At 72.6% G+C, this 14,165-nt stretch carries 12 protein-coding genes; 6 read left to right on the forward strand and 6 right to left on the reverse strand.

Translation table 11 applies throughout. The features are described from left to right. Nucleotides 1–103: 103 nt before the first annotated feature. Together ACGFW6_RS17915 and ACGFW6_RS17920 are read left to right on the forward strand one after the other, a co-directional pair. The gene (locus ACGFW6_RS17915; protein ID WP_393510122.1) at nt 104–1,942 is read left to right on the forward strand and encodes an HSP90 family protein; all 1,839 of its coding nucleotides are present in this window, start codon (nt 104–106) and stop codon (nt 1,940–1,942) included. Further along, on the forward strand, nt 1,939–4,869 hold the full coding sequence (locus tag ACGFW6_RS17920) for a tetratricopeptide repeat protein (protein WP_393510124.1): 2,931 nt from the start codon (nt 1,939–1,941) through the stop codon (nt 4,867–4,869). The genes ACGFW6_RS17915 and ACGFW6_RS17920 overlap by 4 nt, the downstream gene beginning before the upstream one ends. Nucleotides 4,870–5,229: 360 nt before the next feature. On the opposite strand, the gene ACGFW6_RS17925 is transcribed toward ACGFW6_RS17920, so the two are convergent. Next, nucleotides 5,230–6,906, reverse strand: a complete 1,677-nt coding sequence (locus ACGFW6_RS17925; RefSeq protein ID WP_393510127.1) for a DAK2 domain-containing protein — start codon at nt 6,904–6,906, stop codon at nt 5,230–5,232. A gap of 256 nt (nt 6,907–7,162) precedes the next feature. On the opposite strand from ACGFW6_RS17925, the gene rpmB reads away from it, so the two are divergent. Beyond that, nucleotides 7,163–7,348 carry a 50S ribosomal protein L28 gene (rpmB, locus tag ACGFW6_RS17930; protein ID WP_003993230.1) on the forward strand — a complete coding sequence of 62 codons (186 nt, stop codon included), beginning with the start codon at nt 7,163–7,165 and terminating at the stop codon, nt 7,346–7,348. Between the two features lie 118 nt (nt 7,349–7,466). Here rpmB and thiD read toward each other — a convergent pair whose 3' ends face one another. Then, nucleotides 7,467–8,258: a bifunctional hydroxymethylpyrimidine kinase/phosphomethylpyrimidine kinase gene (thiD, locus tag ACGFW6_RS17935; protein WP_393510130.1), complete on the reverse strand. Its 792-nt coding sequence runs from the start codon at nt 8,256–8,258 to the stop codon at nt 7,467–7,469. Continuing rightward, nucleotides 8,255–9,223, reverse strand: coding sequence for a thiamine-phosphate kinase (locus tag ACGFW6_RS17940; RefSeq protein WP_393510132.1), 969 nt, complete (start codon nt 9,221–9,223; stop codon nt 8,255–8,257). Before ACGFW6_RS17940 ends, thiD begins: the two co-directional genes overlap by 4 nt. Nucleotides 9,224–9,429: 206 nt before the next feature. Between ACGFW6_RS17940 and ACGFW6_RS17945 the strand changes: the two genes are divergently transcribed. Beyond that, complete coding sequence (locus tag ACGFW6_RS17945) at nt 9,430–9,663, forward strand: Lrp/AsnC family transcriptional regulator (RefSeq protein ID WP_393510135.1); 234 nt, start codon at nt 9,430–9,432, stop codon at nt 9,661–9,663. A 20-nt stretch (nt 9,664–9,683) separates the two neighbouring features. Next, nucleotides 9,684–10,193, forward strand: a complete 510-nt coding sequence (locus tag ACGFW6_RS17950; RefSeq protein ID WP_393510138.1) for a DUF3515 domain-containing protein — start codon at nt 9,684–9,686, stop codon at nt 10,191–10,193. Between the two features lie 30 nt (nt 10,194–10,223). On the opposite strand, the gene ACGFW6_RS17955 is transcribed toward ACGFW6_RS17950, so the two are convergent. The 3 genes from ACGFW6_RS17955 to ACGFW6_RS17965 all read right to left on the reverse strand — a co-directional run bounded on the left by ACGFW6_RS17955 (nt 10,224) and on the right by ACGFW6_RS17965 (nt 13,328). Continuing rightward, a complete protein-coding gene (locus ACGFW6_RS17955) occupies nt 10,224–11,381 on the reverse strand; it encodes a D-alanine--D-alanine ligase family protein (protein ID WP_393510141.1) in 1,158 nt (385 codons plus the stop codon). Between the two features lie 157 nt (nt 11,382–11,538). Then, entirely contained in the window at nt 11,539–12,549 is a 1,011-nt protein-coding gene (locus ACGFW6_RS17960) for an NAD(P)H-dependent glycerol-3-phosphate dehydrogenase (protein ID WP_393510144.1), read from the reverse strand. Beyond that, complete coding sequence (locus ACGFW6_RS17965; RefSeq protein ID WP_393510147.1) at nt 12,546–13,328, reverse strand: lysophospholipid acyltransferase family protein; 783 nt, start codon at nt 13,326–13,328, stop codon at nt 12,546–12,548. The genes ACGFW6_RS17960 and ACGFW6_RS17965 overlap by 4 nt, the downstream gene beginning before the upstream one ends. Nucleotides 13,329–13,498: 170 nt before the next feature. Between ACGFW6_RS17965 and cofC the strand changes: the two genes are divergently transcribed. Beyond that, entirely contained in the window at nt 13,499–14,137 is a 639-nt protein-coding gene (gene cofC / locus ACGFW6_RS17970) for a 2-phospho-L-lactate guanylyltransferase (RefSeq protein WP_393510150.1), read from the forward strand. Nucleotides 14,138–14,165 lie beyond the last annotated feature (28 nt).

A 14,165-nucleotide genomic window follows, 5' to 3' on the forward strand; every position in this document is an offset into this window, starting at 1 on the left:
TCGGCCCTAGGATGGCGCGCTCCGGCCATCCTTTCGCGGTCACCGCCTCACCGGGGCCGCCCGACCCCGCGCCGTCTGCGAGACCCCCGACGGCGCTGCGACGATGGACTCCCAGACCTCACAGTCATCCCAGGCCCCTCAGCCGTCCCAGTCACCTCATACGTTCCAGGTCGACCTGCGCGGTCTGGTGGACCTGCTCTCCCACCACCTCTACTCCAGCCCCAAGGTCTACCTGCGGGAGCTCCTGCAGAACGCCGTCGACGCCGTCACCGCCAGACGCGCCGAGGAACCGGGCGCGCCCGCCGTGGTGCGGCTGTACGCCGAGTCGGGCGCGCTGCGCGTCGAGGACTCCGGGATCGGGCTGACCGAGGCGGACGTGCACAGCCTCCTCGCGACGATCGGGCGCAGTTCCAAGCGCGCGGAGGGCCTTCAGGAGGCCCGGTCCGACTTCCTGGGGCAGTTCGGCATCGGTCTGCTGGCCTGTTTCGTGGTCGCCGAGCGGATCCGGGTGGTCAGCCGCAGCGCCCGTACGCCGGACGCGCCGCCGGTGGAGTGGACGGCGGCGGACGACGGTTCGTACACCGTGCGGACCCTGCCGGACGACGCCCGGCCCGAACCGGGTACGACCGTGCACCTGGTGGCGCGCGCCGGTGCCGCCGAGTGGCTCGCCGAGGACCGGGTCCTGGCGCTGGCGCGCGACTTCGGCTCGCTGCTGCCGTACGACGTCCGGGTCGGCGGTGAGGCGGTCACCGACCTGCCGGCGCCCTGGGACCGTTCGTACCCCTCCCCCGCCAACCGCCGGGTGGCGCTGGCCCGGCACTGCCAGGACCTGTTCGGTTTCACCCCGCTGGACTCGATCGAGCTGAACGTGCCGCTGGCCGGCATCCGCGGGGTGGCGTACGTCCTGCCAGCCGCGGTCAGCCCGGCCCAGCGGGCGGGTCATCGCGTCCACCTCAAGGGGATGCTGCTGACGGAGCGGGCCGAACAGCTCCTGCCGGACTGGGCGTTCTTCGTGCGCTGCGTCCTGGACACCGACAGCCTGCGGCCGACGGCCTCGCGCGAGGCGCTGTACGAGGACGAGACGCTGGCGGGCGTACGGGACGCGCTGGGGGAACGGATCCGGTCCTGGCTGACGGGGCTGGCGGCGGGTGATCCGCAGCGGCTGGCGGCGTTCCTGTCCGTGCACCACCTGGGCGTGAAGTCCCTGGCGCGGCACGACAAGGAGATGCTGCGCACGATGCTGCCGTGGCTGCCGTTCGAGACGTCCGACGGGCGGCTGTCCCTGGAGGAGTTCGCGCAGCGGCACGCGGTGGTGCACTTCACGCGGACCGTGGAGGAGTACCGGCAGGTCGCGCCGATCGCCTCCGCGCAGGGCGTCGGAGTGATCAACGGCGGCTACACCTACGACAGCGAGCTGATCGAGGCGCTGCCGTCGGTGCGGCCGGGGACGGTCGTCGCCGAGCTGGACGCCGACACGGTGACCGCCCATCTGGACGCGGTCGACCCGGCGGAGGAGCTGGCCCTGTCGGGCTTCCTGGCGGCCGCGCGGGCGAAGCTGGACCCGCTGGGCTGTGACGTCGTGCTGCGGGCCTTCCATCCGCTGTCCGTGCCCGCGCTGCACCTGGACGACCGGGCGGCCCGGCACGAGCAGGCGCGGGCCGAGGCTCAGGAGCAGGCCGACGATCTGTGGGCGGACATCCTCGGTTCGCTGCGCGGCAGCGCCCCACGCGCGCGTCTCGTGCTGAACCATCTCAACCCGCTGATCCGGCGGATCGGTTCGCTGGGCGACGCGGAGCTGATCGGCACCGCCACGGAGTCGCTGTACGGGCAGGCGCTGCTGATGGCGCAGCGTCCGCTCAGGCCCGCCGACTCGGCGTTGCTGAACCGGGCCTTCATCGGTCTGCTGGAGTGGGCCACGAACGGCGAGGGAGGCCGCGGATGAGTGAGATCACCGACTTCGACTCGCTGCGCCGGGCCATGGCGGAGAACGGCGAGGAGCCGGAGGGTCCCGCCCGCAACGCGCGCGCGGAGCAGCTGCTCGCCGAGGCGGAGAAGCTGAACATCCCGCTGGCCGTGATCGAGGCGCTCGGGCATCAGCTGAAGGTCTACAACTACAGCTCCGAGAAGGGGAAGATGTTCGTCCCCTTCGCGCGTCTGCTGCGTATGTGGGACGAGCGGCCCGAGGACTTCGACGAGTACGAGACGCATGCGCTGCACTGGGTCTTCAAGTGGATGTCGTCGGGCATGCTCGACCAGCCGCACGTGCCGCTGGCCTCGATCGAGAAGTGGCTCGGCGAGATGGAGCACCGCTACCGGCTCGCCGGGCACTCCGAACGGGCGGTGCGGAGCGCGGAGTTCAGCGTGGCCGCGCATGTCGGTGACGTGGCGCGGGCGGAGCGGGCGTACGGCGCCTGGCTGGCCGCCGACCGGGACGCCATGGCCGACTGCCACGCGTGCGAGCTGCACGGGCAGGGGTGGTGGCAGGCCGAGCGGGGGCGGGAGGCCGAGGCGATCCGGCTGTGGGGTCCGGTGCTGCAGGGCGAGTTCACCTGCGCCCACGAGCCGCACACGGTCCTCGCGTCGTCCCTGACGCCGCTGCTGCGCCTGGGCCGCGTGGACGAGGCCCGCGCCAACCATCTGCGCGGCTTCCGGCTCGTGCGGGCGATGGAGAGCATGCGCGGGGCGTACGCGGACCACGTGGAGTTCTGTGTGCTGACCGGGAACGAGGCGCGCGGCCTGGAGCTGCTCGCGGAGCGGCCGGCGTACTTCACCGACGACGGGCATCCGCGCAGCAAGCTGGAGTTCATGTCGGTCGTGGCGCTGCTGATGGACCGCCTGAGCGCGCTGGGGCTGGGCGAGCGGCAGGTGCCCGGTCCGGCGGGCCGCACCTGGACGGCCCGCGAACTCGCCGTGCACGCGCGCGAGGAGGCGCTCGCCCTGGCCGCCCGCTTCGACGAGCGCAACGGCACGGCCCACATGAGCGAGCGGGCACGCGCGCGTATGGAACAGGAGCCCCTGGTGGAGCGGCTGCCCCTCGGGGTGCGGACGACGGCCCGGCCGGCGCCGGTCGCGCCCGTGGCGCACGCCGCGGAGACCCCGGAGGGCACCGGGCGCGACCTGCCGGCGCTGATCGCCGAGGCCCGGCGGCTGTCGGACACCCTCCAGCCCAATGCCGTCGAGGCGTGGGCGGCCGTCTCGCGGGCCGCCGAGGGTGCCGAGCTGGACGCCCTCGACCGCGCGGAGATCGCCGACCACCGGGCAATGGACCTGGGGCCCGAGGGCATCGCCCTGTTCGAGGAGGCCGCCGGGCTGTACGCGGAGGCGGGCGATCCCGGCGAGGCGCTGGCGGCACGCGCGCGTGGGGCGTACGTACGGGCCCTGACGGGCGAGGTGTCCGAGGCCCTCACGGCGATCGCGGGGCTGTACGACCGGGTGCTCGCGCTGTACGCCGACGACGGTACGGGCGTGCGGCAGACGGCGGCCGTGCTGATGAGCCGGGCGCGGATCCTGATGCGGCGGGTGCACGAGGCGGAGGACTCCGTGCCGCAGGCCGTCGTGGCGGAGGCCGAGGGCGCCGCCCGTGAGGTGCTGGCGCTCGTGGACGGGCAGTCCGGGGACGACGTACGGCTGGCCTCGCGGATCGCGGAGGCCCAGGCCATGCTCGCGGAGCTGAAGGCGCTCGCGGGGGACGTGGAGGGCGCCGCGGAGCTGTTCGCGCGAGCCTCGGCGGCGTTCGTCGGGGCGGGGCTGCCGTGGTTCGCGGTGGAGTACGAGGCCCGGCTGGCCGGGCTCGCGCACCATCTCGGCGACACGGCGGAGGCCGAGCGGGCGCTGCGGGCGGCCCTGGAGCACGGCGGGCCGCATCTGGAGGCCACGGGCCGGGCCCAGCTGCACCTCCAGCTGGCCGAGGTGCTGGGCGGGCGGGGGCTGGCCGAGGAGGCCGCGGAACACGCCCTGGAGGCGGCGCACTGGGCCGACGAGGCGGGCGAGAGCCGGACGCTGGGTGCCTGGGCGCGGCATCAGCTGGGCGGGTTCCTGCTGCGGCAGGGACGGTTCGCCGAGGCCGCCGAGGTGCTGGAGTCGGCGCTGCCGGACCTGTCCGCCGAGACGCACGGCGACGGGGCCGTGGTCCAGACGCAGTGGTGGCTCGGCGACTGCCTGAGCGAGCTGGGCGAGCACCGGGCGGCGGCCGAACGCCGTCTGCAGGCCGCCGAGATCGCCCGGCACTGGCCGGAGCAGCACGACCACGCCACGCTCGCGCACCTCGCCGCCGAGTCGCTGGGCCATGCGGGCCTGCACGCGGAGGCGGACGGGGCGTACGCGCGCGCGGGCGCGCTGTGGCGTGCGGTCGGCAACGTCCACGGTCTCGTCCGGTCGCTGCGCGCACGCGCGTGGCTGGCGCTGGGCGAGGCCGACCGGGAGGACGCCGCTTCCGAGCTGATGGCGAGCGCGGTCCAGGAGTGCCGGGCGGCGCTGGAGTCGGTCGACGACGAGGAGGCGCGCGAGCGGCTCGTCGGCGAGCTCGGCCACACCCACCGGCAGTTCGGCGATCTGCTGGCACGGTCCGCCGCGGAGGACGCGGAGGACGATTCGATCCGTGGTGCGCTGGAGCGGGCTCTGTCCCAGATGACGCGGGCCGTCGAGGTGTTCGCCTCGCTCGGCGACGACGCCCTGCACAGCCGTACCGGTGCCGAACTCGCCGCGGGCTGGCTGGAGGCCGACCTGAGCCGCCCCGCCGAGGCGGCGGCACGCGCGCGTGCGGTGCTGGCGGCGTACGACGGCGCCGGCGAGGACGACCGGACGGCGCAGGAGCGGCGGGCGGAGGCCGGGCAGATGCTCCAGGTGGTGCGGGAGCAGGACGGAGCGTAGGCCCACGGCCGGACTCACTGCACACCGATGGCTCCGGCCGGGCTCACTTCACGCGTATGGCTCCGGCCGGGCTCATTCACCCCGGCAACCCCGGCCGGACTCACTCCACGTCCATGGCCCACGGCCGGGCCCACTCCACCCCGGCAACCCGGCCGGGCTCACTTCACGCGTATGGCTCCAGCCGGACTCACTCCACGCCGGATGGCTCCGGCCGGGCTCATTCACCCCGGCAACCCCGGCCGGACTCACTCCACGTCCATGGCCTGCGGCCGGGCCCACTCCACCCCGGCAACCCGGCCGGACTCACTCCACCCCGGCAACCCAGCCAAACTCACTCCACCCCGACGACCCCCGCCGGACTCACTCCACCCCGATGAGCAGCACGGCGCCCTGTCGGCCGCCCCGGTACACGACCGTGTCGACGGCGAGGTAGGACTCGCGCACGCGTGCTTCGAGGTGCTCGGCGATCGTCTCGGGCGCCTCGTCGCCGAGGACGAGGGTGACGAGTTCGCCGCCCGCGGAGAGCATGCGGTCGAGGACGCCCGCGGCGGTGGCGGTGACGTCCGTGCCGATCACGGCGACGTCGCCGTCGATGAGGCCGAGGACGTCGCCGGCCTGGCAGATGCCGGCCATGGTCCAGGACTGGCGTTCGGCGACGGCGACCTCGGCGTATCGGGTCGCGCCGGCCGCCGAGGTCATCGACACGACGTCCTCGTCGAAGCGGCGGTCCGGCTCGTGCACGGCGAGTGCCGCGATGCCCTGGACCGCGGAGCGGGTGGGGATCAGTGCCACGCGGATGCCCTCCGCGCGGGCCTGCTCGGCCGCGGCGGCCGCGGTGTGCCGCAGTTCGGCGTCGTTGGGCAGCAGCACGACCTCGCGCGCGTGGGCCCGCCGTACGGCCTGGACCAGCTCTCCGCTGGCCGGCGGCTCCCCGGGGCGCGCGAGGACGGTGGTCGCGCCGGCCTCGCCGTACAGCCCGGCCAGGCCCTCGCCGGGCACGACGGCGACGACGGCCCGCTGCACCCGCTCCCGGGGCAGCCGCTCGCCGGTGGTGTGCGCGTCCCCGGCCCCGAAGTGGGTGATCCGGATCCGGTACGGCCGTCCGGCCTCGACGCCGGCTTCCACAGCGGCCCCGGCGTCGTCGACGTGCACGTGGACGTTCCACAGTCCGTCGCCGCCGACGATCACGAGCGAGTCCCCGAGGCCGTCGAGCCGCTCCCGCAGCCGGGCCACGGCCGCGTCCTCGGCCTCCAGGAGGTAGATCACCTCGAAGGCGGGCCCGCCCGCGTCCAGGACGTCGGCGCAGTCCGCGGTCTCGGCGAGCGGGGCGCCGTCCCCGGCGGCCCGGGAGCCCGCCACGCGCGTGTGTGCCCCGGCGACCGGGGAGACCGCCTCCCCCGTGAACGTCTCCACCAGCGCGCCCAGCACCGCCAGCAGCCCCCGCCCCCCGGCGTCGACCACCCCCGCGCGCTCCAGGACCGCCAGCTGTCCGGGCGTCGCGTCCAGCGCCGTGCGCGCCCCTTCGTAGGCGGCCCGCGCGACGGCGCCGCAGTCGTCCCCCGCAGCGCTGTGGGCCGCGTCGGCGGCGGCCGAGGCGACCGTGAGGACGGTGCCCTCGACGGGGTGGGCGACGGCCCGGCGGGCGGAGTCGGCGGCCTGCCGCAGGGCGAGGCGCAGACCGGAGCCGTCGGTGTGAGCCGTCTCACCGTCGGCGAGCACCTGGGCCATGCCGCGCAGGAGCTGGGCGAGGATCGTGCCGGAGTTCCCGCGGGCGCCTATGAGGGCGCCGTGCGCCATGGCGCGGGCGGCGTCCGCGAGCGTGGGCCTGCCCACCTCGTAGGCGGTGAACACCGCCTCCACCGCGCCGACCGCCGACTCCACGGTCAGATACAGGTTCGTGCCGGTGTCGCCGTCGGCCACGGGATAGACGTTGATCGCGTCGATCTCCTCGCGGGCGCGACCGAGCGACTCCAACGCGAGGCCGCACCAGGTGCGCACCGCGAGAGCATCGAAGAATGTCTGCGGCACCTGCGCCACCTGCGCCTCCTTGAGCGGCCGAACGTGGCACGCAGCGTAGACCCAGGGCCGGTGGGCGCCGGAAGAGGGCCGGGAGCGGGCCCCTGAGCAGCCATGGTAGTTTCGTTCCACTGGCGCAGTCGTTGTATGCTGCTCCGGTTGCCCGATGAAAATCGGGCCGTTCCCCTGGCAACGCCACTCAGATCTCTGATCCTTGATCTTGATCCCGGCCTGCCGGGATTAACCGTAAGTGCATCTGAAGTCTTTGGAGTGACCCGTGGCTGCCAACTGCGACGTCTGCGGCAAGGGGCCGGGCTTCGGCAACAACATCTCGCACTCGCACCGCCGTACGTCCCGTCGCTGGAACCCGAACATCCAGCGCGTCCGTACCGTGGTCGGCGGGACGCCGAAGCGCGTGAACGCCTGCACCTCGTGCATCAAGGCCGGCAAGGTCTCGCGCTGACGCCCACAGCTGAGCGCGCGGCCACTGCTGGTTCGCTGCACTGAGCCGGTCCACCTCGGTGGACCGGCTCTTTGCTTTGCCCGGCGACCGCCAGTGACTGCGGGCGGCTACGCGAGGGCTAGGCGCCGGCGCGGAACCGCCACCCGTGATCCACGGGCCCGATGCCCCCGCCCAGCGCGAACCCGGCCTCGATCGCCCCGGTGACGTACTCCTTCGCCGCCGTCACGGCCTCCGGCACGGCGAGCCCCTTCGCCAGCCCCGAGGCGATCGCCGAAGCGAGTGTGCAGCCCGTCCCGTGCGTGTGGCGGTTGTCGTGGCGAGGCGCTCGCAGCCAGTGTTCCGCGGAGCCGTCGGTGAGCAGATCCACGGCGTCCCCGGGCAGATGACCGCCCTTGATCAGCACCCAGCGCGGCCCGTACGCCAGCACGGCCGCCGCGGCCTCGCGCAGCTGCTCCTCGGACTCGACGTACACGCCGGTCAGTTGCGCCACCTCGTCGAGGTTGGGCGTCGCCACGGTCGCCACCGGCAGCAGCTTCGTACGCACGGATTCGAGCGCGGACGACGCCAGCAGCGAGTCGCCGTGCTTGGAGACGCCGACCGGGTCGATCACGGCGGGCGCGTCGGTGCCGCCGATCAACTCGGCCACCGTCTCGACCAGTTCCGCCGAGGCGAGCATGCCCGTCTTGACCGCCTGGACGCCGATGTCGTCGACGACACTGCGGTACTGGGCCCGCACCGCCTCCACCGGCAGCTCCCAGGCACCCTGCACGCCGAGGGAGTTCTGGGCGGTGACGGCGGTGATCACGCTCATGCCGTGCACGCCGAGCGCGAGCATCGTCTTCAGGTCGGCCTGGATGCCCGCTCCGCCGCCGGAGTCGGAGCCCGCCACCGTGAGAACGCGCGCGATCATGACTCGATGTCCCCGCCGAAGTGGTCCCAGCCGCCCTTCCTGGTCCACGGCGCCCCGTCCACCGTGACCTGGGGCAGCGCCGAGGGGTTGAGGACCTCGCCGATGACCTTCCAGCGGGCCGGCAGCTTCACGTCCGGCGGGAAGGTCGCCACGATCGCGTGGTCCTCTCCCCCGGTGAGCACCCACTGCATCGGGTCGACGCCGACGGCCTGCCCGATGTCGTTCATCTGCGTCGGGATGTCGATCGCACCCGAGCGGATGTCAATGCGGACCTTGCTGGCCTCGGCGATGTGCCCGAGGTCGGCGATCAGCCCGTCGCTCACGTCGCACATCGCGGTCGCGCCGAGCCCCGCGGCGGCCGGACCCGCGTGATACGGCGGCTCAGGACGCCGGTGCGCCTCCACGAAGGCCCGCGGCGAGCGGAAACCCCGGGCGAGCACGGCATATCCGGCCGCGGACCAGCCGAGCCAGCCGGTCACGGCGACGAGGTCGCCGGGCTGCGCGCCGGCCCGGGTGACGGGCTCCTGGTTGCGCAGATCGCCGAGCGCGGTGATCGACACCATGATCGTGTCGCCGCGTACGACGTCCCCGCCGACCACGGAGGCACCCGCGACCTGGCACTCGTCGCGCAGCCCGTCCATCAGCTCGCTCGGCCAGGTGACCGGGAGTTCGGCCGGCACGACCAGGCCGAGCAGCAGCGCGGTCGGTACGGCGCCCATCGCGGCGATGTCCGCGAGGTTCTGTGCGGCGGCCTTGCGGCCGACGTCGTAGGCCGTGGACCAGTCGCGGCGGAAGTGCCGTCCCTCCAGCAGGATGTCCGTGCTGGCGACCACCCGTCGGTCGGGCGCGGCCACCACCGCGGCGTCGTCGCCCGGGCCGACCCGGACCGCCGGGGTGGTGGTGAGACGGGAGGTGAGCTCCCTGATGAGCCCGAACTCCCCGAGCTCACCAACAGTGCCCTTCATTTCCCTTACGCCCCTTCTGTCCCAGTACGCACCCGGTCGCGGGTCCCCAGGGTGCTCGCTACGGTCGAGATGTACGTCAACTTCGGTCGTTCCCGCACCACGGCGCGGGAGCCCTGGCCATCGAGGGTCTCCCCGCGACGAGCGGCGACGCGATACCGTGGCGTTCCTTTTCCCCACATGATCCTCGTGGCCGCCCTGGAGGTTCCGTGGTACAGGCGTACATCCTGATCCAGACTGAGGTCGGCAAGGCGTCGACCGTCGCCGAGACGATCAGCAAGATCCCTGGTGTCATCCAGGCCGAGGACGTCACGGGTCCGTACGACGTCATCGTGCGCGCCCAGGCCGACACCGTCGACGACCTGGGACGCATGGTGGTCGCGAAGGTCCAGGGGGTGGACGGCATCACTCGCACCCTGACCTGCCCGGTCGTACATCTGTAGCCCCCGTCTACCCTTGGCCGGTGAACTCTTTCCGTCACCGGCCCCTTTCTGTCATCGGGCTGCCCGCACTCGTCCTGCTGATCACCGCGGCGGGCTGCTCATCAGCAGACGGCAGCGCGTCGGCGGCGGTTCCCAGCCCCGGCGCGAAAACCGCGAAGCTGTGCCAGAACCTCGACGAGGTACTGCCGGCCGAGGTGGACGGTGCCGGCCGCGAGGATCCCTCGCCCGCTTCCGCGCTGACCGCGGGCTGGGGAGACCCGGCGATCATACTGCGGTGCGGTGTCGTACGACCGCCGAAGATGGTCGACCCCAAGGTGGCCGAGGGCAGGGACGCCGACGCGGTGGCCGGTGGCGTGAACGGCGTGAACTGGCTGATGGAGCACGAGGACGACGGCGGGTACCGGTTCACGACCGCGAGCCGTCAGGCATACGTCGAGGTCACCGTGCCGGAAGGGCGCGACAGCTCGGGTGCGCTGATCGACCTGGCGTCGGCCGTCAAGAAGGCGATCCCCGAGGGGATCGCCGACTGAGCCGCCTGAACCGGCTGAACGGGACGCGTCCTACCTGAGCCCGGTGGACCGCCGCAGCGCGGCCTGGATCAGCCGGTCCACCAGGTCCGCGTAGCCGATCCCGCTCGCCTGCCACATCTGCGGGTACATCGAGATCGGCGTGAAACCGGGCATGGTGTTGATCTCGTTGATCACGAACTCCCCGTCCTCGGTGAGGAAGAAGTCCGCGCGCACCAGGCCCTCGCAGGAGGCCGCCACGAAGGCGTCCACGGCCAGCCGCTGCACCTCGGCCGTCTCCTCGGGCGTCAGCGGCGCCGGCACCAGGCCGGGCGTGGAGTCGATGTACTTGGCCTCGAAGTCGTAGTACGCGTGCGCGTCCGGCGGCGGAATCTCGGCCGGGACGGAGGCGCGCGGGCCGTCCTCGAACTCCAGCACCCCGCACTCGATCTCCCGGCCGCGCAGGGCCGCCTCGACGAGGATCTTCGGGTCGTGCCGCTGCGCCTCGGCGATCGCGTCGTCTAGGCCGGACAGGTCCTCGACCTTGGTGATGCCGATCGACGAGCCCGCGCGGGCGGGCTTCACGAACAGCGGCCAGCCGTGGTCACCGGCAAGGTCGATGATCTTCTTGCGGGCGGCGGACTCGTCCTGCTCCCACTCGCGCGGCCGGATCACCACGTACGGGCCCACCTTGAGCCCGAAGGAGGTGAACACCCGCTTCATGTACTCCTTGTCCTGGCCGACGGCCGAGGCGAGCACACCGGAGCCCACGTAGGGCACCCCGGAGAGCTCCAGCAGGCCCTGGAGGGTGCCGTCCTCGCCGTAGGGGCCGTGCAGCACCGGGAAGACCACGTCGATCTCACCGAGTGCCTTGGGCACCGATCCGGGCTCGGTGTAGACGACTTCGCGGTTCGCGGGGTCCACGGGGAGCACCACGCCGCCCTCCCCGGACTCGGCCAGTTGCTCGACGTCGGGCGTACGGCGCTCGGTGATCGCCATGCGTTCCGGCTCGTCGGCGGTGAGCACCCACCGGCCCTTCTGCGTGATGCCGATCGGCAGGACGTCGTACTTCGTCCGGTCGATCGCGCGCAGGACGGCGCCGGCGGTGACCGCGGAGATCCCGTGTTCGGAGCTGCGGCCGCCGAACACGACAGCCACACGCGGCTTGCGCTGCGGCTGGTCTGGGCTCTGGGGGAGGTTCTCGGTGCTCATATCGCGTTGAGGGTACCCGGTGGTAGGGGACGGAGTCAGCGTCCGTTGACGACGGCGGTTCGCGCAGCGCGCCGAAAGGGGCGCGGGGGAACTGCGCGAGCAACCACAACGACGCCGCGGCCGCCCTACGACCACCCGGCGCCCCCTGGCGGAGCGCCTAGCGCCGCTCGGGCTTCGCGCTGCGCGACATCAGCTCCTTGAGGGCCACGACCGGCGGCTTGCCCTCGTGCACGATGCCGACGACCGTCTCCGTGATCGGCATGTCGACGCCGTGCCGACGGGCGAGATCCAGCACGGACTCGCAGGACTTGACGCCCTCGGCGGTCTGCTTGGTGACCGCGATGGTCTCCTGGAGGGTCATGCCCTTGCCGAGGTTGGTGCCGAAGGTGTGGTTGCGCGACAGCGGCGAGGAGCAGGTCGCCACCAGATCGCCGAGGCCGGCGAGTCCGGAGAACGTCAGCGGGTCGGCGCCCAGCGCGACCCCGAGCCGGGTCGTCTCGGCGAGACCACGGGTGATCAGCGAGCCCTTGGCGTTGTCGCCGAGGCCCATGCCGTCCGCGATGCCGACGGCGAGGCCGATCACGTTCTTCACGGCTCCGCCCAGTTCGCAACCCACCACGTCCGTATTGGTGTACGGGCGGAAGTACGGGGTGTGGCTGGCGGTCTGGAGGCGCTGGGCGACGGACTCGTCGGTGCAGGCCACGACGGCCGCGGCGGGCATGCGGGAGGCGATCTCACGGGCCAGGTTGGGGCCGGTGACGACGGCGATGCGGTCGTGGCCGACCTTGGCCACGTCCTCGATGACCTCGCTCATCCGCATGGTGGTGCCGAGTTCGACGCCCTTCATCAGCGACACCAGCACCGTGCCCGGGGCCAGCATCGGGGTCCACTCCGCGAGGTTGGCGCGCAGCGTCTGGGAGGGGACGGAGAGCACCGTGAAGTCGGCGCCGGCCATGGCCTCGGCGGGGTCGGTGGTGGCACGCATGCCCTGCGGGAGCTCGACGCCGGGGAAGTAGTCGGGGTTCGTGCGGGTCGAGTTGATGGCGTCGGCGACCTCGGGGCGGCGGGCCCACAGGGTGACGTCGCAGCCGGCGTCGGCGAGGACGATGCCGAAGGCCGTGCCCCACGAACCGGCACTCAGGACTGCCGCCTTGACGGGCTTGCTCACGTGCCCTGCCCCTCTTCCTGCTCGGCCTTCGCCTGCCGGTTGTTCTGCGCGGCGGTCCTGCGGCGCTGCTCGATGCGCTCCTGGCGCGGGTCGTACGTCGTCTCGGGCGCCTTCTCGCCGCGGATCTCCTCCAGCTGGCGGGTGATGGCGGCCATGATGACCTCGGTCGCCTCCTTGAGGAGGTCCGGGGTCATCTCCTTGTCGTAGAAGCTCGTCAGGTCCACGGGCGGGCCCGCGAGAACCTGGTGGGTCTTGCGCGGAAGGAGGTTGAGCTTCTTGGCGTACGGCGGCAGCAGTTCGTTGGCGCCCCACTGCGCGACCGGGATCACCGGGCACTTGGTCTGCAGGGCCACACGCGCGGCGCCGGTCTTGCCCGTCATGGGCCACTGGTCGGGGTCGCGGGTGATGGTGCCCTCCGGGTAGAAGGCGACGCATTCACCGCGCTCCACGGCGTCGATCGCGGCGCGGAAGGCGCTCAGCGCGTCCGTGGTCTCCCGGTAGACGGGGATCTGCCCGGTGCCGCGCATCGCGGCGCCGACGAATCCCTTCTTGAAAAGGCCGCTCTTCGCGAGGAATCGCGGAACCCGGCCGGTGTTGTACTGAAAGTGCGCGTACGCGAAGGGATCGATGTGCGAATTATGGTTCACCGCGGTGATAAATCCACCCTCGGCCGGAATGTGCTCCATTCCACGCCAGTCCCGCTTGATCAGAACCACCAGCGGCGGTTTGCAGAGCACCGCGGCGAAGCGGTACCAGAAGCCGATTCTGCGGCGGGGCACGCGTGCACCTTCCTCTAGAGAGCAAACGACGTCGGGCCTGGGGGCCGCACAAGTGTCGCCCCAGGCCGCCGGTCTGTCGAGAACACCGTACGCCTCGCGGCCGCGACCGCCAGATGGCCCTGGTGACGGCTGAGTGACAATGACCGCGACTAGAGAGGGACGGAACGCTGGTGCAGTGGACCTTGGTCGTACCCCTGAAGCCCTTGGCTCGGGCGAAGAGCAGGCTTGCGGACACCGCGGCGGACGGATTGCGCCCGGGCCTGGCTCTCGCCTTCGCTCTGGACACCGTGGCCGCCGCGCTGGCCTGCCCGGCGGTGAAGGATGTGGCCGTCGTCACGGACGACGCCCTGGCCGGGCGCGAGCTGGGCGCACTTGGCGCGCACATCGTTCCCGACGAGCCCGGCGGCGGCCTGAACGCCGCGCTGGCGCACGCGGCGGCGGTCGTACGCACGTCCCGTCCCGAAACGCCGGTCGCCGCCCTGAACGCCGACCTTCCGGCACTGCGGCCGCTGGAATTGGCCCGGGTTCTGGACGCGGCGGCGGAATTCCCGCGTGCTTTTCTCCCCGACGCGGCGGAACTCGGCACGACTCTGCTGGCCTCTTCCCCCGGCCATGAATTGCTCCCCGCATTCGGCACGGATTCCCGCGCTCGCCATCGCGCGTCCGGTGCGGTGGAACTGGTCCTCGACGCGGTGGATTCCGTACGCCAGGACGTCGACACCGGCGCGGATCTGCGGGCCGCGCTGCTTCTGGGAGTGGGCCCGCGCACGGCGGCGATGGCGGCACGGCTACTGATCAAGGAACAGTGACCGTCACGTCTTCACGGGGCGCGGGGAA

Source organism: Streptomyces sp. Y7, from assembly GCF_043195415.1.
Lineage (GTDB): Bacteria > Actinomycetota > Actinomycetes > Streptomycetales > Streptomycetaceae > Streptomyces.

Bases quoted from the DNA above. Each gene is read 5' to 3' on its own strand.
- ACGFW6_RS17915 (WP_393510122.1), top strand. From the start codon at position 104: ATGGACTCCCAGACCTCACAGTCATCCCAGGCCCCTCAGCCGTCCCAG.
- ACGFW6_RS17920 (WP_393510124.1), top strand. From the start codon at position 1,939: ATGAGTGAGATCACCGACTTCGACTCGCTGCGCCGGGCCATGGCGGAG.
- thiD (WP_393510130.1), bottom strand. From the start codon at position 8,258: ATGATCGCGCGCGTTCTCACGGTGGCGGGCTCCGACTCCGGCGGCGGA.
- ACGFW6_RS17940 (WP_393510132.1), bottom strand. From the start codon at position 9,223: ATGAAGGGCACTGTTGGTGAGCTCGGGGAGTTCGGGCTCATCAGGGAG.
- ACGFW6_RS17955 (WP_393510141.1), bottom strand. From the start codon at position 11,381: ATGAGCACCGAGAACCTCCCCCAGAGCCCAGACCAGCCGCAGCGCAAG.